This is a genomic window from Gluconobacter roseus NBRC 3990, from assembly GCF_006538885.1.
Lineage (GTDB): Bacteria > Pseudomonadota > Alphaproteobacteria > Acetobacterales > Acetobacteraceae > Gluconobacter > Gluconobacter roseus.
The window spans coordinates 250421-270974 of sequence record NZ_BJLY01000001.1 but is presented as its reverse complement, the minus strand read 5'-3'; the positions used below and the strand labels follow the sequence as shown (position 1 = coordinate 270974).

At 59.5% G+C, this 20554-nt stretch carries 22 protein-coding genes, 1 tRNA gene and 1 pseudogene; 9 read left to right on the top strand and 15 right to left on the bottom strand.

The window, feature by feature from the left end:
- Positions 1-55: 55 nt before the first annotated feature.
- Both GRO01_RS01060 and GRO01_RS01055 read right to left on the bottom strand, forming a co-directional pair.
- On the bottom strand, positions 56-1030 hold the full coding sequence (locus GRO01_RS01060; RefSeq protein ID WP_062508415.1) for a ferritin family protein: 975 nt from the start codon (positions 1028-1030) through the stop codon (positions 56-58).
- A 56-nt stretch (positions 1031-1086) separates the two neighbouring features.
- Positions 1087-1764: an ATP-dependent Clp protease proteolytic subunit gene (locus GRO01_RS01055; protein WP_062508412.1), complete on the bottom strand. Its 678-nt coding sequence runs from the start codon at positions 1762-1764 to the stop codon at positions 1087-1089.
- Between the two features lie 177 nt (positions 1765-1941).
- Between GRO01_RS01055 and GRO01_RS01050 the strand changes: the two genes are divergently transcribed.
- The 7 genes from GRO01_RS01050 to GRO01_RS01020 all read left to right on the top strand — a co-directional run bounded on the left by GRO01_RS01050 (position 1942) and on the right by GRO01_RS01020 (position 9101).
- Entirely contained in the window at positions 1942-2976 is a 1035-nt protein-coding gene (locus GRO01_RS01050) for an OmpA family protein (protein WP_062508407.1), read from the top strand.
- Positions 2977-3094: 118 nt separating this feature from the next.
- On the top strand, positions 3095-4321 hold the full coding sequence (locus GRO01_RS01045) for an LL-diaminopimelate aminotransferase (RefSeq protein ID WP_062508400.1): 1227 nt from the start codon (positions 3095-3097) through the stop codon (positions 4319-4321).
- A complete protein-coding gene (locus GRO01_RS01040) occupies positions 4318-5607 on the top strand; it encodes a homoserine dehydrogenase (RefSeq protein WP_062508398.1) in 1290 nt (429 codons plus the stop codon). Before GRO01_RS01045 ends, GRO01_RS01040 begins: the two co-directional genes overlap by 4 nt.
- Positions 5604-6605 carry a class II fructose-bisphosphatase gene (glpX, locus tag GRO01_RS01035; RefSeq protein WP_141306730.1) on the top strand — a complete coding sequence of 334 codons (1002 nt, stop codon included), beginning with the start codon at positions 5604-5606 and terminating at the stop codon, positions 6603-6605. The genes GRO01_RS01040 and glpX overlap by 4 nt, the downstream gene beginning before the upstream one ends.
- A 10-nt stretch (positions 6606-6615) precedes the next feature.
- Positions 6616-8415 (top strand): single-stranded-DNA-specific exonuclease RecJ, encoded by a 1800-nt coding sequence (gene recJ / locus GRO01_RS01030; protein ID WP_062508389.1) that lies wholly within the window; start codon positions 6616-6618, stop codon positions 8413-8415.
- Between the two features lie 41 nt (positions 8416-8456).
- Positions 8457-8532: transfer RNA gene (locus GRO01_RS01025), tRNA-Glu, on the top strand.
- Between the two features lie 107 nt (positions 8533-8639).
- Entirely contained in the window at positions 8640-9101 is a 462-nt protein-coding gene (locus tag GRO01_RS01020; protein ID WP_231490176.1) for a hypothetical protein, read from the top strand.
- Positions 9102-9458: 357 nt separating this feature from the next.
- Here the strand turns inward: GRO01_RS01020 and GRO01_RS01015 are convergent, their stop codons facing one another.
- Positions 9459-10370, bottom strand: coding sequence for a LysR family transcriptional regulator (locus tag GRO01_RS01015; protein WP_062508386.1), 912 nt, complete (start codon positions 10368-10370; stop codon positions 9459-9461).
- Positions 10371-10508: 138 nt separating this feature from the next.
- Between GRO01_RS01015 and GRO01_RS01010 the strand changes: the two genes are divergently transcribed.
- Positions 10509-10994, top strand: coding sequence for a lipocalin-like domain-containing protein (locus tag GRO01_RS01010; RefSeq protein WP_062508384.1), 486 nt, complete (start codon positions 10509-10511; stop codon positions 10992-10994).
- Positions 10995-11376: 382 nt separating this feature from the next.
- The gene (locus GRO01_RS01005; RefSeq protein ID WP_062508382.1) at positions 11377-12633 is read left to right on the top strand and encodes an MFS transporter; all 1257 of its coding nucleotides are present in this window, start codon (positions 11377-11379) and stop codon (positions 12631-12633) included.
- A 28-nt stretch (positions 12634-12661) separates the two neighbouring features.
- Here GRO01_RS01005 and GRO01_RS01000 read toward each other — a convergent pair whose 3' ends face one another.
- From GRO01_RS01000 to GRO01_RS13860, 12 genes and pseudogenes are all read right to left on the bottom strand, one after another.
- Positions 12662-13057: a hypothetical protein gene (locus GRO01_RS01000; RefSeq protein ID WP_062108814.1), complete on the bottom strand. Its 396-nt coding sequence runs from the start codon at positions 13055-13057 to the stop codon at positions 12662-12664.
- 25 nt (positions 13058-13082) lie between these two features.
- A complete protein-coding gene (locus tag GRO01_RS00995) occupies positions 13083-13643 on the bottom strand; it encodes a nuclear transport factor 2 family protein (RefSeq protein ID WP_062508380.1) in 561 nt (186 codons plus the stop codon).
- Complete coding sequence (locus GRO01_RS00990; protein WP_264787674.1) at positions 13636-14487, bottom strand: amidase family protein; 852 nt, start codon at positions 14485-14487, stop codon at positions 13636-13638. The genes GRO01_RS00995 and GRO01_RS00990 overlap by 8 nt, the downstream gene beginning before the upstream one ends.
- 106 nt (positions 14488-14593) lie before the next feature.
- A pseudogene (locus GRO01_RS13665) lies at positions 14594-14890 on the bottom strand (amidase family protein); the annotation flags it as partial.
- A gap of 30 nt (positions 14891-14920) precedes the next feature.
- Complete coding sequence (locus GRO01_RS00985; RefSeq protein ID WP_062508378.1) at positions 14921-15403, bottom strand: flavin reductase family protein; 483 nt, start codon at positions 15401-15403, stop codon at positions 14921-14923.
- A complete protein-coding gene (locus tag GRO01_RS00980; protein WP_062508377.1) occupies positions 15400-16158 on the bottom strand; it encodes a class II aldolase/adducin family protein in 759 nt (252 codons plus the stop codon). The genes GRO01_RS00985 and GRO01_RS00980 overlap by 4 nt, the downstream gene beginning before the upstream one ends.
- Positions 16155-17147: a ketopantoate reductase family protein gene (locus tag GRO01_RS00975; RefSeq protein ID WP_062508375.1), complete on the bottom strand. Its 993-nt coding sequence runs from the start codon at positions 17145-17147 to the stop codon at positions 16155-16157. The genes GRO01_RS00980 and GRO01_RS00975 overlap by 4 nt, the downstream gene beginning before the upstream one ends.
- Positions 17147-18082 carry a PDR/VanB family oxidoreductase gene (locus GRO01_RS00970; protein ID WP_062508373.1) on the bottom strand — a complete coding sequence of 312 codons (936 nt, stop codon included), beginning with the start codon at positions 18080-18082 and terminating at the stop codon, positions 17147-17149. The genes GRO01_RS00975 and GRO01_RS00970 overlap by 1 nt, the downstream gene beginning before the upstream one ends.
- Complete coding sequence (locus GRO01_RS00965; RefSeq protein ID WP_062508371.1) at positions 18079-18813, bottom strand: SDR family NAD(P)-dependent oxidoreductase; 735 nt, start codon at positions 18811-18813, stop codon at positions 18079-18081. Before GRO01_RS00965 ends, GRO01_RS00970 begins: the two co-directional genes overlap by 4 nt.
- Complete coding sequence (locus tag GRO01_RS00960; RefSeq protein ID WP_062108797.1) at positions 18810-19283, bottom strand: aromatic-ring-hydroxylating dioxygenase subunit beta; 474 nt, start codon at positions 19281-19283, stop codon at positions 18810-18812. Before GRO01_RS00960 ends, GRO01_RS00965 begins: the two co-directional genes overlap by 4 nt.
- Positions 19280-20236 (bottom strand): SRPBCC family protein, encoded by a 957-nt coding sequence (locus GRO01_RS00955; RefSeq protein ID WP_244926360.1) that lies wholly within the window; start codon positions 20234-20236, stop codon positions 19280-19282. Before GRO01_RS00955 ends, GRO01_RS00960 begins: the two co-directional genes overlap by 4 nt.
- Entirely contained in the window at positions 20118-20546 is a 429-nt protein-coding gene (locus tag GRO01_RS13860) for an aromatic ring-hydroxylating oxygenase subunit alpha (protein WP_231490171.1), read from the bottom strand. The genes GRO01_RS00955 and GRO01_RS13860 overlap by 119 nt, the downstream gene beginning before the upstream one ends.
- Positions 20547-20554 lie beyond the last annotated feature (8 nt).

The following is a 20554-nucleotide window of genomic DNA, read 5'->3' as shown; positions in this document are numbered from 1 at the left end:
GGGCTCCTTCCGGAGCCCTTTTTTTATGCCGTGTGACTGTCGTGAAGAAGGTCGCTCAGGCAGCGATCTTGCTCCGGACACGATCCCAGAGCTTTGCCCCCTTGATGATCGCACGCGCAATTGCCGGCGTCGTCGTCGGCCGCAGCAGACGCGGGTCATAGCCGGAGAACCGGCGGTCATCCTCGTCCAGACAGAGCTGCATCAGGTCCGGAAGACTGATGTCCATTGTCGTCATGTCCTTGGCACCTGTGACCGTGAAATTGTTGTCCTGGGTGTGCTCTTCCCCGTTCTCGTCAATCGAGCGGGCCAGCCCCATGCGCTCATAGGCCAGGAACAGCCAGACCCCGATCACACGCAGCTCGAACCACGGCCGCTTCCAGAACGGCATGGTCGCCCGGTGCCAGGCCAGCCAGTTCGCGAATAGCAGGATATGGCGGCACTCTTCCTGCATCACCGGCTCAAACGTCTCGATCAGTTCCTGCGGGAACAGCCCGGCACGCTCGGCCAGCGCGAACAGACCGAACGCAAAGAAGCTGTCCACACATTCCGAGAAACCCGTGACCAGATACGCCCATTCCGTATCCTTCGGCGTGACATACGGAGGCTCCGGCGCCATCGGAATGTTATAGGCCTCGACCAGCTTGGTCAGGACTTCCTTGTGCCGGTTCTCTTCCCAGGCATTGCGCGACAGCGCATCCTTCATGTCCGGGTCGGTGATCATATCCGCATAGGCGGCCATGCGTAGACGGGCCTTGCCCTCAGTCTGGACCGCAATATCCCAGATCGGCAGCGACGTGATGCGATGCAGCGTCTCCGGATCCAGCTTCGGCCAGTCGATCACGGACGGCTTGTAAGGATTGAACGTATCACGGAACATCGCGGCGACGGCCCGTTTGTGCTCTTCCGTACCGGGCTTGAGCGGCCCCTGGATCGGGCTGCTCCAGTGGCGCGCTTCGTAATCAACGCGCTCGAGCGTCTTCTCCGACGGTGCGTCGGGAAGATGGGAATAGATTTCGGCCAGGCTTTTCATGACTGTGTTCGCGGCGTGCCGGAAAGGCACGCCGTGCCCCTTGGAGCTTGTAGTTTTTACTTGAGTTCGGTTGCCGAGTGGATGATGCGGTTCACGAGGCCATAGGCAATGGCTTCATTGGCCGACATCCAGTAATTCCGGTCCGTGTCCTTGGCGACCTTTTCGTAAGGCTGCCCGGTTTCCTTCGCGAAGATCCGGTTCAGACGCTCGCGCATCTTGATGATCTCGCGGGCCTCGATGTCGATATCCGTTGCCGGACCACGCACGCCGCCCATCGGCTGATGCAGCAGAAAGCGCGTGTTCGGCAGGCAGACACGCCGCTCCGGACGACCGGCGGCATAGATCAACGCACCGGCGGACGCGACCCAGCCGGTTCCGATCATGTTGATCGGCGCGATCGAATCCACGAAGCGGATCATGTCATGGATGGTGTCACCACTCTCCACATGACCGCCCGGCGAGTTCACATACACATCGATCGGCTTGTCGGACGTCCCGGCCAGCGCCAGCAGGCGGCCTGTGACGTCGCGGGCGATCTTGTCGTTGATACCGCCGAAAATCAGAACTTTCCGCTGATCGAACAGACGGCCTTCAAGCTCGCTGATCGGGCCGTTCAGCGTCTTGTTGTCGTCTTCTTTGGTTTCGGGCTCCGGAGCATCCGGCTCGTCGTCCAGGCGGGTCGGGGTCATTCTGGTGATATCCATATCGTTTCCAGATCCAGCATGCATGTTCATATCCCCTATCCTGCGCCTCGTTTTCGTCGGTGCCAAGTCCTCCTTCGGACCGGGCTTCCGATCAGGCCTGACAGGAACTCTCGCCATCCCTGTCACGAACCGCTAGGCTCCGCCGCGTTTCGACATTCTAAAGACGGCAGGAACGGCACAGTGGTCCCAGGGAACAGCAGGCAGCCCATGACAGCGGCAACACGCAGGACTGCGGGAAAAATTCCCTTTCTCGTGCTGATGACCGCACCACTGCTGGCGGGCTGCCAGCATCAGGACATGACCGACACCGTAACCGGCTGGTGGCACGGTTTTGAAGGCGGCGAGATCGCCAAGCTGCGCGCCCCGCCGCCGGGCGAAAACCTGCGCTACCCCCATGTCGGCCGCACACCGACAAAGGCTCCGGATCTCCCCACTCCCGAGGCCCGGCTGTCGCTGACAACCCAGCTCGAAGCCCAGCGCAATCTGGCTCAGCGCGAAAGCGCGGCACAGGGCGCCCTGCCGACCATTCCCCCGCCGCCCAAACCGGCCCCGGCAACGCCTGCGACGACGGCGGACACCGAACAGAGCGGCATGACCATGACCGCAGTCGGACAGCCCGAAACTCCGGCTCCGGAATCCCCGTCTGCCGTCAACCCGGCCCCGAACCTCCCAACCGAGCCCCCCGCTGCGGCTCCAGCACCAACGCCCACACCAGCACCGGCCACTAAACCCGCTCCCGCGAAGAAACCTGCCGCCCCGCCACCGGCACCGGAAGCCGAACTTCCCGCCGTGGTCACAAAATCCATTCCCCCGACCCCGCCGGGCGAGTTCCCGCAGATCGGTGACCTGCCTCCGCCCCCGCCGCAGTTCCCCGGTTTCGACCTTCCGCGCGATGCCATGGTCAGCGACCCCATCCGTCCGGACATCGACACCTCGACGCCCGAAGGCACGCTGATCCGCTTTCAGCCGGCAACCGATCACGTCGCCGGCAACCCGCAGGGCGAGTACCAGCACATCATTTCCCAGCGCGGAAACCAGCGCCTGACCATCCGCGGCTTTGGCGCCTTCATGAGCGCAGACGCGGCCCTCGCGCCAGCAGACCAGAATCGGGAGATTGCGCTCGGCCTGCTGCGGGCCCGGGTCGTTGCCCGCGCCCTGATCGAGCGCGGCGTCCCCGCTTCTGCGATCGTCCTCAAGGCCGAAGCCATCGGCGACGGCGTCCGCGTCACGATCGGAGGCTGATGCCCGGAAAATGGCTGGAAGATGACATTGTGAAATCAGGCGCAGTCAGACTGTTCCACTCCTGAAAAAACCTGTCTATCGTCGCTGCTCCCTTTCACCTTCTGTCCCAGAGCTGGTCATGACCGAAGAGTTCCACCGCATCCGCCGCCTGCCGCCCTACGTGTTCGCTGAAGTGAACAAGGCCAAGGCCGCCGCGCGAGCCGCCGGTGACGACATCATCGATCTGGGCATGAGCAACCCCGACAGCGCGCCCCCGGCTCACGTCGTGCAGAAGCTGATCGAGACAGTCGGCAATCCGCGCGCGCACGGCTATTCCGTCAGCCGCGGCATCCCGGGCCTGCGCAAGGCCATGGCGAACTATTACGAGCGCCGCTTCAACGTCTCGCTGGACCCGGAAACCGAAGTCATCGCAACCCTTGGCTCCAAGGAAGGTCTGGCCAATCTGGCCGCCGCCATCACGAGCCCCGGCGACACGATCCTAGTCCCGAACCCGTCCTACCCGATCCACCAGTTCGGCTTCATCATCGCCGGCGCCTCCGTCCGCTCGATCCCGGCCACACCGGACGAGGACATGCTCCGCGCGCTCGAGCGTGCCGTCCGGCACTCGGTCCCCAAGCCGACAGCCCTGATCGTCAACTTCCCGTCCAACCCGACAGCATTTGTCGCAAATCTCGATTTCTACAAGGAACTCGTGGCCTTCGCGCGCCGGGAAGAGATCTGGATCCTGTCCGATCTGGCCTATGCGGAAATCTATTTCAACGAGAACGAACCGCCCCCGTCCCTCCTCGCCGTTCCGGGCGCAAAGGACGTAGCTGTTGAGTTCACGTCCATGTCCAAGACCTATTCCATGGCAGGCTGGCGCATGGGCTTTGCGGTCGGCAATCCGCGCCTGATCCAGGCCCTCACACGCATCAAGTCCTATCTGGATTACGGCGCCTTCACCCCGATCCAGGTCGCCTCCGTCGCCGCCCTGAACGGCCCGCAAAACTACGTTTCCGAAATCCGCGCCATGTACAAGGACCGCCGGGACGTTCTCCTGCGCGGCCTTCAGAGCGCCGGATGGGACGTCCCCGCGCCCGCAGGATCGATGTTCGCCTGGGCCCCCATTCCCCCCGCTTTCGCCGAAATGGGCAGTGTCGCCTTCTCCAAGCTGCTTCTCAAGGAAGCCGGCGTGGCGGTTGCGCCCGGCCTCGGATTCGGGGAATACGGCGAGGGCTTTGTCCGGATCGGACTTGTCGAAAACACCCAGCGGCTGCGTCAGGCGACGCGGGCCATCAAGGGCTTCATGTCCCGGCACGGCGCCGGGGCCGGAACCGCTGATCTTCTTGGAGCTGCATCATCGTGAAACCACTGCGGATCGGACTGGCTGGACTCGGGACTGTCGGGATCGGTGTCATTCGTCTCCTGCGTGAGAACGCTGACATGATTACCGCCCGGGCTGGCCGCCCGATCGAAGTCGTGGCCATCACGGCCCGGGACCGCACCCGCGACCGCGGCGTGGACCTGTCCGCCATGCGCTGGCACGACAGCGCCACCGCCGTGGCGCAGGACCCGGAGATTGACGTCGCCGTCGAACTCATCGGCGGCTCCGAAGGCCCGGCACGTGACATGGTGCGCACCGCGCTCGAACGCGGCCTGCCGGTCGTGACCGCCAACAAGGCACTCGTGGCCCTGCATGGCGACCGCCTCAGCCGCCTGTCTTCGGAAAAAAATGCCCCCCTCCTGTTCGAGGCGGCTGTGGCCGGGGGCATCCCCGCCATCAAGCTCGTCCGCGAAGGACTGGCCGCCGACCGCCTCCTCAGCGTTGGCGGCATCCTGAACGGCACCTGCAACTACATCCTGACAGAAATGCGCGCCACGGGCCGGGACTTCACCGACGTCCTGACCGAAGCACAGGCCAAGGGCTATGCCGAAGCCGAACCCTCCACGGACGTGGATGGTTGGGACACGGCGCACAAGCTGGCCATCCTCGCCGGTCTGGCTTTCCAGCCCATAGCCTTCGACACCCTGTCCGTTCAGGGCATCCGCGACATCACGGCGACCGACCTGAAATTCGCCGATCAGCTCGGATACCGCATCAAGCTCCTCGGCATGGCCCGGCACGCCGAAAACGGCACCGTCGCCGCCTGGGTGCGTCCGTGCCTCGTCCCGGCCAGCGCCCCCATCGCCAGCGTTGAGGGCGTCTTCAATGCCGTCTCCACACAGGGCGTCTTCAGCGGTCCCATGACCATCTCCGGTCGCGGTGCCGGCGAAGGCCCGACCGCCAGCGCCGTGGTCGCCGATCTGATCGATCTGGCGCGGGGAACCGCCATTCCCGTCTGGGGCACGCAGTCCGTTCCGGCCCCCGCCACCTGCGCAAATCTCGCTGATTTGAACAGCGCATTCTATTTACGTCTGAACGTTCAGGACCGTCCGGGCGTAATGGCTGACCTGACATCTGTTCTTCGGGACCATGATGTCTCCGTTCACTTTGTCTCCCAGCATGATGCTGCAACAGGATGTGCTGACCTGGCGATCGTAACCCATCAGGTTCCTGAAAAGGCCATCCATGCAGCTGCCACAGCGCTCGCGGTCCTTCCTGTCGTGACAGGAAAGCCTCTGGTGCTCAAAATCGAGGATCCCCTTGCGTGATCGACCCTCAGAATGTTCTCCCGTACCGCGTCACTGACCGCAATCTTGCTCTCGAGCTCGTCCGCGTAACGGAAGCAGCCGCGATCGCCTCCGCCCACTGGACCGGCCGCGGCCAGAAGAACGAAGCCGACGGCGCCGCCGTTCAGGCCATGCGCGCTGCATTCGACACCGTCGCCATCGACGGTGTCGTCACCATCGGCGAAGGCGAGATGGACGAAGCACCGATGCTCTATATCGGTGAAAAGGTCGGCTCCGGCGGCCCGGCCATGGACATCGCGGTCGATCCGCTCGAAGGCACCAATCTGTGCGCCAAGAGCCTGCCCAACGCCCTGACGGTCGTGGCCCTCGCCGAACGCGGCAAGTTCCTGCACGCGCCTGACATCTACATGGAAAAGATCGTCGTCGGCCCCGACCTGCCCGAAGGCGTGGTGGATCTGGATGCCTCTATCGGCAACAACCTCCGTTCGCTGGCCAAGGCCAAGAAGCGCGATGTCTCGGACATGGTTCTCTGCGCACTTGACCGCGAAAGACATGAAGAACTCATCGCCCATGCTCGCGAAGCCGGCGCACGCGTCATGCTCCTGAGCGACGGTGACGTGGCGGCTGCCATCGCCACCTGTATCGATGGCAGTGGCGTGGATCTCTATGCCGGTTCGGGCGGCGCTCCCGAAGGCGTTCTGGCCGCCGCAGCCATCCGCTGCATGGAAGGCCAGATGCAGGGCCGCCTCCTGTTCGAGGATGACAGCCAGCGCGAGCGTGCCCGCGAAATGGCCAATGGCCTCGATCCGGCCCGCAAGCTCTTCCTGCACGACATGGCCTCCGGTCACGTCCTGTTCTCCGCAACAGGCGTCACATCCGGCCCGCTGCTGAAGGGCGTGGAACGTCCGAGCCCGACCCGGGCCCGCACACATTCCATCGTCATGCGTTCAAAATCCGGCACGGTGCGCTATATAGAAAGCCATCATACCTTCAAACCGAAGGCAAAAGCCGCTTCCTGAACGGAGAACCATGCTCGCAGATGATACGGGTGCCGTCCTCGGCGTAACCCGAAGTGCAGGACACCGCCGCTGGATCTGGCGGGATCCCCGCCTGGCGGAAGCTGACAACCGTCTGGCTCTCGGTCTGGCCCAGCAGGCCGGCATTCCTGAACTTCTGGCCCGTATTCTCTCGGCACGAGGCGTCGCATCACACGACGCCTCCTCCTTCCTCAATCCCCGCCTGCGCGACGCCATGCCCGACCCGTCCTGCCTGCAGGATATGGATCAGGCCGCCGAACGCCTCGCACAGGCCGTGCGCAACCGCGAGCATGTCGGCCTGTTCGGCGACTACGATGTGGACGGCGCCTGCGGAACTGCTCTCGTCTGCGACATGCTGCGCGAACTGGGCTGCACCGTCAGCACCCACATTCCCGACCGCCTGACTGAAGGCTACGGCCCCAACACTGCAGCCCTCGAGAACCTGCTCTCCCAGGGCGCCACGCTTCTAGTGTGTATCGACTGCGGCACAGCAGCGATCGACATCCTCAACGACCTGACCGACCGCGCCGACATCATCGTGCTCGACCACCACAAACCCGACGGCGCAGCGCTGCCGAAAGGCATCGTGGTCAACCCGAACCGTCTGGACTGCACGTCCGGGCTGGGCAGCATCTGCGCCACGGCCGTCGCCTTCCTCACCATGGTCGCCACGATCCGCCACCTGCGCCGCACCAACTGGTTCGACGAAGGCCAGGTCATTCCCGACCTGCTCAAACGCCTCGACCTCACGGCGCTGGCGACCATCTGCGACGTCATGCCCCTGACCGGCCTGAACCGCGCGCTGGTCATGCAAGGTCTGCGCGTCATGTCCCGCGGCGAGCGTCTCGGTCTGGCCACGCTGTCCTCCGTCGCAGGCGTGAAGGAAGAAGCCAGCGCCATGGCCTGCGGCTTTGCCCTCGGTCCCCGCATCAACGCTGGCGGTCGCATCGCACAGGCCGATCTGGGCCTGAAACTCCTGCTGTCCGATGATGTCGTGGAAGCCCGCGCCCTCGCCGAACAGCTCGACCGCGTGAACCGCCAGCGTCAGACCGTCGAATCCACAATCCTCGATTCTGCCATGGAACAGGCGCAGCAGCAGCTCGATGCGGGCCACGCCGTCATCTTCCTGCATGGTGAAACATGGCACCCCGGCGTCGTCGGCATCGTCGCAGGCCGCCTGAAAGAGCGCTACAACCGCCCCGCCCTCGTCGCGGCCCTGACGGACGGCGTCATCAAGGGCTCGGGCCGCTCCGTCCCCGGACTGGATCTCGGAACCGCCATCATCGCCGCCCGCCAGAACGGCCTGCTTCTCACTGGCGGTGGCCACGCCATGGCCGCCGGCTTCTCGCTTTCTGCCGATCGTGCCGACGAATTCCACAACTGGCTCGACAGCCAGCTTTCCGGCGCCCTCACCCTCCCCAAACAGGACGCCCTGAAGCTCGACGGCATCATGACGCTGGCCGGCGCCTCCATCGCGGTCGCTGACCAGCTCGCCCGGCTGGAACCCTTCGGTCCCGGCAACGAAGAGCCGGTCCTCGCCATCAGCAATGTCCGCTGTGTCAAAAGCGAGCGTATCGGCAAGGACGGCAACACCCTGCGCGTCATCCTGCAAGGCGAGGATGGAGGCACACGCCTGCGCGGCCTGGTCTTCCGTGCAGCGGACAAACCCTTCGCCGCCCTGCTGGAAGACCGCTCGATGCCTCTGGTGCATGTCGCAGGCACATTGCGGGCCGAGACATGGCAGGAGAGAAAAAATCTGTCTTTTTTCATTTCTGACGCTGCCCCGGCTTGACGCCCCCGAAAGACGCCCCTATACACCCGCTCACGCCTCCAGTCCCGTTCGTCTAGAGGCCTAGGACACCGCCCTTTCACGGCGGCAACACGGGTTCGAATCCCGTACGGGACACCAAATTTTTTTGGTAATGATATCAGCAATTTAGAGCTATATCGGGCGCCAAAACCAAAAAATTAAGTAGCGATTTTGGACCAATTCTGGACCAATGACGATTCCGTCTCATGGCCCGTATAAAGTCCGCCGAGAATGCCAAAGATCCTGCAACAGGACGCCCTCTGCCTGATGGCGTGAATTGCCGGGGGCCCAAGCAATACAGGGCCCGCAAGCCGGTCAGCGGCCAGCGGATCACCAGAACATTTGACACCGCCCGTCTTGCCCGCGCGTGGCTCGAGGAAACCTCGGTCAAAGTGCGCGAAGGGCGTCATATCGACGTCCGGGCCCTGGATGGCCTCGTGCTCCGAACCCTGATTGAGCGCTACCGTGACGAATGCATGGCTCACCGCGAGGCTGACCGGACAGGCCATATCCCGGCACTGCTTCGCGATCCCATCGCAGACCTGAATCTCTCTCGCCTGACAGTTCCAGCAGTTCGAGGCTTTCGCGACCGTCAGGGCAAGATCTGGCCGCTGCGACAGTCGTCAAGCGGCTCAATCTCTTGGCCTCCATCCTCAATCATGCCATGAGCGAATGGGATGTCCCGCTCTCGCTGAACCCGGCTTCGGGACGCATGATCAAGCGGCCGACAGGCGCCGATCGCAAGCGCAACCGACGACTGCAGGAAGACGCTCCGGAGAGCCCAACGCCCCCTTTTCCTCCCAACATGACAGAAGCCAGCGAATATGACCGCCTGCTTGCCGCAGTGACGTCCGAAAGCCATGCGGTTCACCGTCATGTTGCCGCCCGAACAGGCAGCGCATCAACTCCGTGCACTTGTCCAGAACGCCAACACCGCTGCCCTGCATCAGAATAATCCTGTTCGATCGACCAAGAGACAGGCGTCATATCACGTCTGAGTAAGAGATGGGCGAGCTTGCATCCGCCTAAAAGAAACCAGCAACACGCAGATGGGACTTAAGACTGTGCAGGAAGGCGCGGACACTGGCCTGCGTATATTTCCGGTTGGGCAACACGGCATGAAGGTCGATTTTCTCCCCTTGCAGATCAGGGAAAATCCGCATGAGCCTTCCCTGTTCCAGATCATGCTTCACATCGCAAAGGAGCTTGTAGGCGATTCCTTCTCCCGAAAGCGCCCAGTCATGGATGATCTCAGCATTCGTGCTCGAAAGACGGGGTTCGACCGTAATGATCTCCGTCTGCAGATCGTTACCGATGACCCAGCGGTCAAGAAGGGCCATTGTCTTGTTGCGCCTCAGACAGAGACAGTGATGGGTCGCCAGGTCCTGCGGCGTTACCAGCGGGGGATGGCGGGCCAGATACTCAGGCGATGCACATAGGACCCGCACTGTCGAGGCCAGTCTGGTGACAACCGCATCCGGAGAATCAGGAAGGCCCAGACGCAGGACGACATCGAGAGAATCACTGGTGTCATAAAAACCTTCCGAGGCCAGTGCCAGATTGACCAGCAGGTCCGGATGCGTGGCACTGAAAGTGGCCAGAAAAGGTGCTATCAGGCGTCGCCCGAGTTCTACCGGAGCGCCGATCCCGAGCGTTCCCCGGGGAATATTGGTATTGGATGAAATCTCCTCTTCCAGACTGTCAACGAGCGCGAGAATTTCCACGGCGCGCTCATGGTAGATCCGCCCGTTTTCACTCAGCCCGAAATGCCGCGTATTCCGGACGACCAGCAGGCTGCCCAGCCGGCTTTCCAGACGGGCGAGACGACGGGACACAGTCGCGGGCGATGTCTGGAGATTGCGGGCACAGACGGTCAGACTGCCGGAGGCGACAAGATGGGCGAAGAAGCGCAGGTCCCCTGTTTCGTCATGGCGCATCCTGAGCCCCCTAAAAGCGGAATTCGATTCATTCTTGCATCTGACGTAATATTCCCTTTCCGATGATGCGCCTACTGAAAGGTGATCGGCCTGCGTTATAGAACGCCCAGAAACGCCACACAGGGTCGGGAAAACAGCATGGCTTCAGTCTTTCGAGTCACGACATCCGATGACGGAAATCCGAAACAACCAACGCTGAAAGATCAGCTTGTCGGCACCTGGAATCTCGTTTCCTACCGAGTGGAGGAAAAGGATACGGGAACATTCATCAATGCGATGGGCCCTTCACCACGCGGACGGGTCATTTTTACGCCTGATGGATGGGTGGCATTCAACCTGGAGGGCAGCCATCGCCATCCAGCTGAAACGGAAGCCGATTATCCGGCCCTTATGAAAACGCTGGTGGCCTATATCGGGCGCTATCGCGTCGAGGGAAACCAGTGGATTACGCAGGTTCAGACAGCCTGGGCACCAGAATGGGTGGGCACGGAACAACGCCGGACCGTTGTGGTCAGCGGCACAACCGCAGACGTTACGACGCCGTGGCGGAAGATGCCGAACTGGGCTCAGGGACGGCTGTCCCGCAGCCTCATCCGTTTCCAGCGCGCTGATGACCGGACATAAGGGTCCATATCATTTCTTATGCAATATGATTACTGCCACATAGAGATGCGCAGTTTCTTCAGCCTTCTGCCCACCCCGTTCTGCTTTATTCGTCGCCAGATCGGCACATCATTGCGCACGCGGCCCATAGTCTCCAGAAAATAGTTACCGCTGTTTTAATCCCCCAAAACTGCGGATACCGTCGATATGGAGGCAGGAATTTGATTCAGGTTTCATAAAAAACCTAAAAACAAGCGATTTCTATGGATGGATAGACGACCTTCCACCTCACTGGAACCGGTCTCTTCCTAGAAAAAGATTATACATTAAAATGGAATGTTCTTATGGATATTTCACATGAATATTCATATCATATCGCTTCCGAACAGAAAAGGACGCGGGCATGGTTTTGGCTTCTCCCCGAGGGATCATTGCGTTATTCGCCAGCGCCTATGTGCTCTCGTTCGTGGACCGGCAAATTCTTGCTTTGCTGGTTGGCCCTATCAAAACCGCTCTTTTGCTTTCGGATTTTCAGTTTGCCCTGCTTAATGGACTGGCATTCTCGCTTCTGTACTCGATACTCGGCCTGCCTATTGCAGCCCTCAGTGATCGGATAGCCCGCCCCCCCATCATCGTCGCTGGCATCATCATCTGGAGCGTAGCAACGATTTCCTGTGGTTTTGCACAAAATTTCTGGCAACTTTTCATATGCCGTATGGCCGTTGGTGTCGGTGAGGCAGCCCTTGTTCCAGCCGTATATTCCTTTTTGGCTGATATTGTCACGCCTTATAAGCTCGGCCAGACACTCGCACTGTTTTCGCTTGGCTCCTTTATTGGAGCAGGTATCGCTTTCCTGTTCGGCGGAATGCTGATCGGCCTGTTGCATACGACACATGAATGGCACGGCATCATTGCCTGGAAACTCTGTTTTCTGTGTGTCGGATTGCCAGGCCTGCCTCTGGCCCTGCTTATTGCACTGACTGTTCGCGAACCTGGCAGACGTCACGCCAGTTTTCAGAAGGAAGATACAGCTTCGGAAACAGCCTGGGGGTTTTTTCGACTTCACTGGAAATTCTTTACCTGTCACTTTCTCGGCTATTCCTCCACAGCCATCATATTGTTTTCCCTCCTGAGCTGGATGCCTGCGCTGTTCTTAAGGTACAGACATTTTTCCCATCAAAGCGTCGGGGAAATTATGGGACTGACAGCGATTTTCTGCGGATGTGCAGGAGCATATGTCAGCGGGCGGCTTATTGATTTCCTTGGCCGTCGCAATCATCCATTTCCAGCAGCCACAATGGGCATTACCGGTGCCCTGTCCGCCCCCGCATTGCTCTGGGGATCTATCGCTTCACCGAATATCCCGTTTGGTATCATGCTCTTTGCGATGTCGTTCTTTTGTGCCGCACTGCCGATGCCGCCGTCAGCCATTGTCTTACAACAGTCGGTTCCAAAAACATTCCGATCCCAGTTTTCGGCAGTACTGCTTTTCTGTAATGCGCTAATTGGTCTGTCTGGTGGCTCAATGCTGGTCGGATATCTCGATGACCATGTGGCCGGCGTCGCAATTTCCTTGCCGTTGGTAACATGTGGCGGCGGCCTGCTGGCGGCGTTGCTACTTTATGGCTCGACCCGGTTTGATAAAAAGGTTCTTTTTTAAAAGAAAGAACCGGAAAACTTGCCTGGGTTTATGAGCAGAATGTTTCCTGCAGATGCTTCCACAGCAGTTGTTCTCCCTGCCCGGCGGCACAGAACAGAACGCTGGACCAGCGCTCGGTTCTGGTCTCTCCCTGTGTCTGGATTTCACGATAGAATGCAAGCATCCCACCCTCGAAAGCATGAAGAACTTTCACGTCCTCGATTTCCATGACCAGGCCCGGACGACTGCCACGAAGCGAGGGTAAGACTTTCGCAAACATTTCGAACGTCACCAGACGCCCGGCCGCCCCCACCATCATGTAGTCCGGCGTCATGCGATCCAGAATATCCTTCGGATCACTGCTGCCCACTCCACAAAACCAGTCCTGAAGCAGACGATGAAGTTCGATGATCTCTGCCGATGCAGCGCTTTCAGTATTTTGCATGAACGTGGTCTTTCGTAAAAACAGATTAGGGGTTCATCAGAACAGAGTGCTTTGGAAATGTCTCGGCCCATCCACTTTTCAGGGGAGAAATAAACACGTTTTCCGTCCGTGTCCGAGCAATTTTCCAGACCCCGTCTTCACGACGGAACAGGTTGTTCAGCCGGCTGGACCGTAGAAGCGAGGATCCATCACTAAAGATCCAGGGTTGGCAATGAATCCACTGTCCGTCCGCATGATCGCCGTGAACATGGATCTGTTCCGACGTCAGATAATGCACGTTCAGCAGAAGTTCGGGGTCACGCTTTTGGCCCCAGAAAGCCTGAAAATGCGACCGAATTGCGTTCTTGCCGACGCAGCGGCCGAACTGGTTGTCATAATACTCGCCGACACCTTCCCAGACTGCATCTTCAGTATACAGGTCCATAATCCGGTCCACGCGCTGCCCATCGTCTTTCACATCAGCTTCAGGGCAGGGTGTGTCGCACAGGAACATGTAACGCGCCTGGATCCTGCGGATGTCAGCCTCTGCTTCCAGTGTGACAACACGCTGTTCCAGTATTTCCAGTCGCGTCAGAAGTTCACTCATGACCGGTATCCTGCACGCAAATGGAGGGAACGGGGCGTGCAGGAAAAAGCGTTTCAGCCCATGTGGCATAATCCAGCAGGGATTCATCCTCACCAAATGCGCCCAGAAGCTGAATCCCGACTGGCAGGCCGTTTACACCCGTAAAGCCGGGAAGCGTGACGGTTGGCAAACGCAGAAGCGTCCATATGCGGCTGAAAATCGGGCTGCCTGTCCCGTCTTCTTTCTTTGGCGCCTCCCCAGGAGCCGCAGGAGCCAGCAACAGATCATAACGCGTAAAAACATCGGCAATCTGTGCACGCAACCTGTCTGCTTCCGCGAGAGCCTGCCGATACGTCGCATAGCCGATCGCACGTCCCGCTTCGATCAAGCTGACAATCTGGCTGCTGAGCAAGGCGCGTTGCTCGGCATATTCCCAGCCCAGCGCCTGGCAGGCCTCGTAGCTCATGATCGTCACATGCAGGTCAGCCGCGGCTTTGAATGCAGACAGATCGACGTCTTCAACAGGTGTCTCTCCACCCAGGCAGGCACCTGCCTTTTGCAAAGCCATACGGGTCGAGTCCTCAGCCTGATCCCACCAGGGCGTACGACAGACTCCTACCCGCTTCGGGACAGCGGATTTCACCGTACTGGCAGTCGGAACCGGCCCTTTTAAAACGCTGTCTGCAAGAACCGCTGTTTTAACATCCGGCGTAATTGTGCCCAGCGTATCAAAAGACGGTGCTAACCCTTTGATTCCCGCCCCGGCATAACGTCCATAAGACGGTTTGAACCCCACTACGCCGCAATAGGATGCAGGCCGCGTAAGAGAAGCCGCCGTCTGGGACGCCAGCCCGATATCGATCATGCCGGCTCCCACAGCCGCCGCCGAGCCACTCGACGACCCCCCCTGGCGTGCGTGAAAAATCATAGGGATTGACTGTCGGACCAGCCCGGAAAAAAGCAAATTCCGTTGTCACCGTCTTGCCGACACACAGGGCCCCGGCCGCCTTGAGCTGAGTGACACATGCGGCATCATTGGGAGTATGATGCCCTGCGTAGATCGGTGATCCATGCGCCGTCGGGTAATAGGCCGTGTCGATGATATCCTTCACCCCGACACTGAGGCCCGAAAGCGGCCCCTTTGGTGCATTACCGGCGTCATGACGCAAGCGGACCGGATCATAAGAACTGAAAGCCTGAATGCTGGCTTCGTGACGTTCAATCCGCGCCAGAAGAACGGTGGCAGTATCGGGAGTATTTTCGCTCATCGGGAGCCTCTTTTCCGGATAGGGAAGAATTCAGGCGAGAAGGTCGAACGTGCCTCGATAATAAAGCAGAGGAGGCATCTCGCCATCCTCGTTCATTGTGATGTGCACGGGACGGGCGAGGAAGATTTCATGTGTTCCACCCCGCAGGGTCTCAATGACTTCCACCCCGATCTGCACCAGGGCATCACGAACAAAACACGTACCATCATCGTGGCGGATACAGTGTTCGTCCATGGATTTGGCATGGGACGGCATGGCGAAATGCCGGGCAATGCCTTCCTGCGAATTCGTGAGAATACTGATGCCAAAGCGCTGGCTCTGCTCGATAGCCCGGCATGTCGCGCTTTTGCGGTTCAGGCAGACCAGCAGCGTCAGCGGATCAAGTGAAACGGAACTCAGGGCACTGATTGTTGCCCCCTGCTCTCCCTCATCCGAAGTTGCCGTCACCACAGCGACACCTGTCGCAAAATGCGCCATCGCCTTACGAAAAACGTCTGAAGTTACGCTCGTCATGCCTTGTCTCCTGTCCAGAGCGGTCCACGTTCCTTGCGCATCTTGCGCACAGCGGCATCAAACATCCTGTCTGCCGCCGATGATCCGGAAATCAAGGTGGCGGCGTCTCGCGCGCATCCCCGTTTGATATCGTCGGAAATCAGCACATCCGGACCAGGAATCTGCCCTGCATGGCACTGAATTTCCGCAGCACGCTGCACGATCCACAACAGGAAGAACGTGCGCGCCACATCAGCTTCTCCTACGGCAATCCCATGATTGCGCAGAACGAGAACATGCTTGTCGCCCAGGCTTTCGAGCATCCGGGGGCGCTCTTCGTCATAAAGGGTGATGCCTTCAAAGGCATGATAACCCACCCGCTCAAAGAGCTGCGCGCCGTAAAAATTATCATGGCTGAACCCGGCCTGCTTCATTGCCACGGCACAGACTGCGTTCGTATGGGTATGGATGACACAGTGAATATCATCACGGGCAGTATGAATGGCGCCATGAAGGGCAAAGCCGGCAGGATTGGGTTTGTGTTCCGCCTCGGTGATCAACTGTCCGTCGGCATTAACGACCAGCAGGTTGTCAGGCGTCACCTCGTCGTAATTAAGACCAAACGGGTTGACGAGATAACGTGTTGGCGTGCCCGGAAGGCGGACGGAAATATGATTGAAAATCATCTCCGTCCAGCCGTAATAATTGATCAGATGATAGCACTCGGCCAGCCGGACTCTCAGCTGCATTTCTTCAGTCGTCATGTCCATCGTCATGATCGTATTCCCTGTGCCTGCACGCGTTGTGCGGCCTTGAAGGTTGCCAGTTCAAGAACGGTTGACGTAACGGGCATCGGCACATCATGCGCCTGCCCGATTTTCGCAATTGTCCAGCCGATTGCGTCCAGCTCCAGTGTGCGCCCCGCACAGTAATCCTGAAGCATCGAGGTACGGTGTGGACCTGCCTTCGCAATGGTGTCCCGGATCTCATCCACGTCATGCAGGTTGGAAAGACCGCAGGCAGTCCCGACTGCGAGGGTTTCTTTAAGGATGTCAGCAATAACAGCCTCTGTTGATACTGCGCCTGCCAGAGTGGAAAGGCTGGCTTCACAGACCACCGAAAGCGGATTGGTCGCCAGATTGGCAGCAATCTTGTTCCAGATATCGCATCGGATCTGCGGACTGGACCGTGCCGTAATCCCCGCCTGCTGCAGGACATGAAGGACATGGCTCAACCTGTCATCAGGCATGCCGTCCACCATCCCCAGAACCAGCATCGGAGCGCGGGCGGAAGACACCACTCCCGGTGCCGTCTGTTCTGTCATGGCATAAGCCACGGCGCCGACGAGGCAGGAGCGAGAAAACAGGTCTGACAGGCGTCCATCTGGATCCAGCACAGGTGCCGCTGCCTCAAACGCTCCGTTTGGGTCGGTGGCCATCCACCACGGCAGACCATTCACGACCGGAATGACAAGCGTCTGACGGCCAACAGCATGCCTGACGGTTTCAGCCAGTTGAGGTAACTGGTGAGACTTTCCAGCCAGCAGGATCACATCCTGATGACAGTCCGGCGCTCGCGTATCCGCTATGGGATGGCAGATACTGCGGTCCTGTCCATCATCCAGAACCAGCCCGTTTTCGTGCAGTGCCTGAAGCGTTGCACCCCGCGCCACGACCGAAAGGGAGGCCTCTGTCCGCGCCAGCATCGCGGCCAGGGTTCCCCCCAGCGCTCCAACACCTGCGACGCAGATTTTCAGCCCTGCCATTACAGATCCACAACCAGCAACGGCGACTTTGCGCGCGAACAGCACAGTGCGATCTGGTCAGTCCGTTCATCTTCGGTCAGATATTCGTCCCGATGGTCGGGGTCCCCTTCAAGAAGGTCAACGACACAGGTTCCGCAGATCCCCTGCTCGCAGCTGACCGTGACCTTTACGCCTGCCCGTGCCAAAGCGGCAGTAATGGGTTCGTCTGCACCAACCTGCACCCGGACGCCGGATTTTGCAGCCAGAACCTCGAATGTTTCTCCCCCACTAATCGGAAGTGCGGAAAAAGCTTCCCGGTGGATCTGCGCTTCCGTCAGGCCAAGAGCAAGGGCTGCCTCCTGCACCCCATCCATCAATGCAACCGGACCACAGGTATAGACATGTCCACGTCCAATGCCCTGCAGCACAGAAGACAGATCAGGCCGGGACGTGGACGGATTACTCCGGTCATGTATCTGCACACGGTCAGCAAAAGACGAAGCCTGCAGGAAAGCTGCAAAAGCAGGATCGCGCGCGACATAGTGCAGGGTGAACGGCACATTGCGGTCGCCAAGCTCATGCGCCATGGCGATCAGAGGCGTTACTCCAATCCCGCCGCCAATCAGGACATCAGGCCCTTCGGACGGCACCAGTGGAAACAGATTACGGGGTGCACCGATTTTGAGCACTGCACCCGGCCTGACTGTTTCGTGCACGGTGCGTGAACCGCCCCGGGAATTTTCTTCCAGGAGCACGGCCAGACAGTACCGTGTCTTATCCGCCGGATCGCCGCACAGGGAGTACTGGCGAACAAGGTCATCTCCCAAAATCAGGTCAATATGCGCACCTGCCTCCCAGGGCGGCAGTTCGTCCGTTACGGGAAGCAGATCGAAAGACAGGACTTTCCCGATCAGTTCACATGATCCGACACGGACTTCGATCGTCTGTGTGCTCATCGCATGTACAATCCGCTGTTGATGTCGATTGTGGAGCCCGTGATAGCCCCTGACAGGGGATGCGCCAGTTCCGCGACCATGCGCGCCACGGAAAGCGGGTTGCCGAGCTGCCCTGTAGGTAATCCGGCTATCAGCCCCGGCATTTTCTCGGCACCGATTGTCTCCGCCACGGATGGAAGATCCAGCGGCCCCGGAGCAATCGCATTCACCGTGATGCCAAAGGGGGCGAGGTCGCGTGCGAAAACTTTCGTCAGTGTATGGATCGCACCTTTCGAGGCTGCATAATGCGCACCCGTTGCTGTGCCGCCGTTTTCACCGGCCAGTGACCCGATATTGACGATCCGCCCCGGAGCATTCTGAGCTCGCAACCTGCGCGCAAACCGCTGACATCCCAGAAACGTGCCGCGCACATTGACCGCCATGACCGCATCGAACGTATTGATATCGATCTCGAGAACCTTCTGCGCCTTCATGACTGCGGCATTGTTCACCACGAGCCAGGGCAGGCCGAAATGCCGTTCCACCGCATCCAGACCGGCCTCAACCGAAGCTTCGGACGCAACATCCATTTTCAGGGCAAACGCCTGATCGCCCCAGTCCGCAACAGAAGCCTTCGCGGCATCAAGATCCAGATCAGCCGCAACAACCCTGTATCCCTCTGACAGAAGATGCCCGGCGATACAGGCTCCCAGACCCCGCGCAGCCCCTGTGACCAGTGCAACCCGGCTCAAAGGATATAACTCACAGCGGTCAGCGCCTCGGTTGAGATCAGCAGACGCACGACCTTGAGCGCGATTTTCAGCCCGTCCTCAGTCATTTCCAGACGATAGTTCAGGTTGGCGGCATAGTCATGAACGCGGCCCTGCCGCAGTTCCTGAAGCATCTGGGCGCAGCGCAGGGTGCAATGCGTGTCACTGCTCTCCAGCATCCGGTAACGCGACAGAAGCCGGACTGTCCGTGCCGGGGGCGCTGCAGAAATAGAACGACCGCTCAACAGCCGTACGACGCGCTTTTCACGCATCTCGGCATCGTCATAAGCGTAATTCAGAACCTTCTCGAAATCTTCCACATCGGGGTCAATCGGAACGACATAGCGCCCTTCTGGCGTATAGAGTTTCAGCCAGTCGTGAAAATCGCCATGGTCGAGCATGTCAGCTTCGAGCGTGATAAGTGAAATGGCATCCTGTAGCGTAATGCTCATGCCCCTGCCTCCTCCGACATCGCAATCAGCCATTGTCTGTAGGCTGCCCGCATCCCTGTTTCGGCACTGACGTCGCTGAACAGATTTCCATCCTCACGCCGTGCTTCATGGCCAAGACCACGATTCAGCAGGATGGAAATATCCTTGCCCGCCAGTGATCCGCGCTGCACCCGGTCCCACGCTTCTGCATCATCGGGAGTTCCGAAGCCCATCGGACCCTGAAAATGTTCGTGAAGCCGCAGACGCACTTCATTGGCAATATCAGGACCGCCATCCATACCAATGGCGATATGGCGGATTTCGGTCTCGGTTACACTCAAAGGCCGCAGGACCCGGAAAAAGGCCATGGAACAGGCAAGGTTCGGGAAAAGATTGAGATTGAAACCCGATCCACCTACGGCACGTACGATCTTGCGGACCTGCTCGTCAGGATAGTCCTTGGCCAGTTCCGCGGCCAATTCAGCAAAGCGCTCCGGAATAGGGGCATCAAGCCCTTCATCCAGATCAACCAGCTCCGGAATCATGACCATGACCGAGTGCCCATGCCCCAGGTCTTCAACAAAACCTGCACCTTCAACGAAATCGAACGTATTCTGTGTTTCCGCATCGACGGAATCCAGAAAGGACTTGTGGACGATCGGGAAGTGATAGGCGTCCGTTGTGTTTTCGAGCTGGATCTTCCAGTTGCCCGGGAAGGTGAACTTGTGTTCACCCATCGTCTTGACCGGCCAGCCGGCCCCCTGCTTCATGAAGAGATCAATCCAGGGCTTCGCACGGCCCAGCCACTCATCGAGGGACATGATATCCTTGTCGAAACTGGCAAAGATCAGCCCGTTATACTCCTCGACCTTCAGGGAGATGAGCGGCAGTTTGGACTTGTCCAGCTGCCCCGTATAGCCCTCCTGATGAGGAACCCCCCCGAAGAGCACCATCCAGACCATATGCCCAGCCATGATAGGGGCAGACGAAACTGGCCGTCTTGCCATGCTTGAGCTCACATACCGTCGCGGCACGATGCCGGCAGCGGTTGAGCATGACATGCACCACACCCTTGCGATCACGCGACACTATGACCGGGTGAGACCCGACGAATGTCGTGATGAAGTCACCGGGTGCCGGCAGATCACTGCGATGCGCAACCCAGATCCAGTTGTGCATGAAGATGCGATCCATCTCCATGTCATACAGATCCGGATTGCTGTAGATCGAGCCATCGGCACGGTCGTCGTCCAGAAGGCTCTTGGGATCGGGCAGGCCCTGCATGTGCAATA

Coding starts and splice junctions, on each gene's coding strand:
- GRO01_RS00995 (WP_062508380.1), bottom strand. CDS start 13,643: ATGAGTGAACTTCTGACGCGACTGGAAATACTGGAACAGCGTGTTGTC.
- GRO01_RS01010 (WP_062508384.1), top strand. CDS start 10,509: ATGGCTTCAGTCTTTCGAGTCACGACATCCGATGACGGAAATCCGAAA.
- GRO01_RS00970 (WP_062508373.1), bottom strand. CDS start 18,082: ATGAGCACACAGACGATCGAAGTCCGTGTCGGATCATGTGAACTGATC.
- GRO01_RS01050 (WP_062508407.1), top strand. CDS start 1,942: ATGACAGCGGCAACACGCAGGACTGCGGGAAAAATTCCCTTTCTCGTG.
- recJ (WP_062508389.1), top strand. CDS start 6,616: ATGCTCGCAGATGATACGGGTGCCGTCCTCGGCGTAACCCGAAGTGCA.
- GRO01_RS01055 (WP_062508412.1), bottom strand. CDS start 1,764: ATGAACATGCATGCTGGATCTGGAAACGATATGGATATCACCAGAATG.
- GRO01_RS00990 (WP_264787674.1), bottom strand. CDS start 14,487: ATGATCGATATCGGGCTGGCGTCCCAGACGGCGGCTTCTCTTACGCGG.
- GRO01_RS01015 (WP_062508386.1), bottom strand. CDS start 10,370: ATGCGCCATGACGAAACAGGGGACCTGCGCTTCTTCGCCCATCTTGTC.
- GRO01_RS01000 (WP_062108814.1), bottom strand. CDS start 13,057: ATGCAAAATACTGAAAGCGCTGCATCGGCAGAGATCATCGAACTTCAT.
- GRO01_RS00960 (WP_062108797.1), bottom strand. CDS start 19,283: ATGAGCATTACGCTACAGGATGCCATTTCACTTATCACGCTCGAAGCT.
- GRO01_RS13860 (WP_231490171.1), bottom strand. CDS start 20,546: ATGCAGGGCCTGCCCGATCCCAAGAGCCTTCTGGACGACGACCGTGCC.
- GRO01_RS01020 (WP_231490176.1), top strand. CDS start 8,640: ATGGCCCGTATAAAGTCCGCCGAGAATGCCAAAGATCCTGCAACAGGA.
- GRO01_RS00975 (WP_062508375.1), bottom strand. CDS start 17,147: ATGGCAGGGCTGAAAATCTGCGTCGCAGGTGTTGGAGCGCTGGGGGGA.
- GRO01_RS00985 (WP_062508378.1), bottom strand. CDS start 15,403: ATGACGAGCGTAACTTCAGACGTTTTTCGTAAGGCGATGGCGCATTTT.
- GRO01_RS00980 (WP_062508377.1), bottom strand. CDS start 16,158: ATGACGATGGACATGACGACTGAAGAAATGCAGCTGAGAGTCCGGCTG.
- GRO01_RS00955 (WP_244926360.1), bottom strand. CDS start 20,236: ATGGCTGGGCATATGGTCTGGATGGTGCTCTTCGGGGGGGTTCCTCAT.
- GRO01_RS01045 (WP_062508400.1), top strand. CDS start 3,095: ATGACCGAAGAGTTCCACCGCATCCGCCGCCTGCCGCCCTACGTGTTC.
- GRO01_RS01060 (WP_062508415.1), bottom strand. CDS start 1,030: ATGAAAAGCCTGGCCGAAATCTATTCCCATCTTCCCGACGCACCGTCG.
- GRO01_RS01005 (WP_062508382.1), top strand. CDS start 11,377: ATGGTTTTGGCTTCTCCCCGAGGGATCATTGCGTTATTCGCCAGCGCC.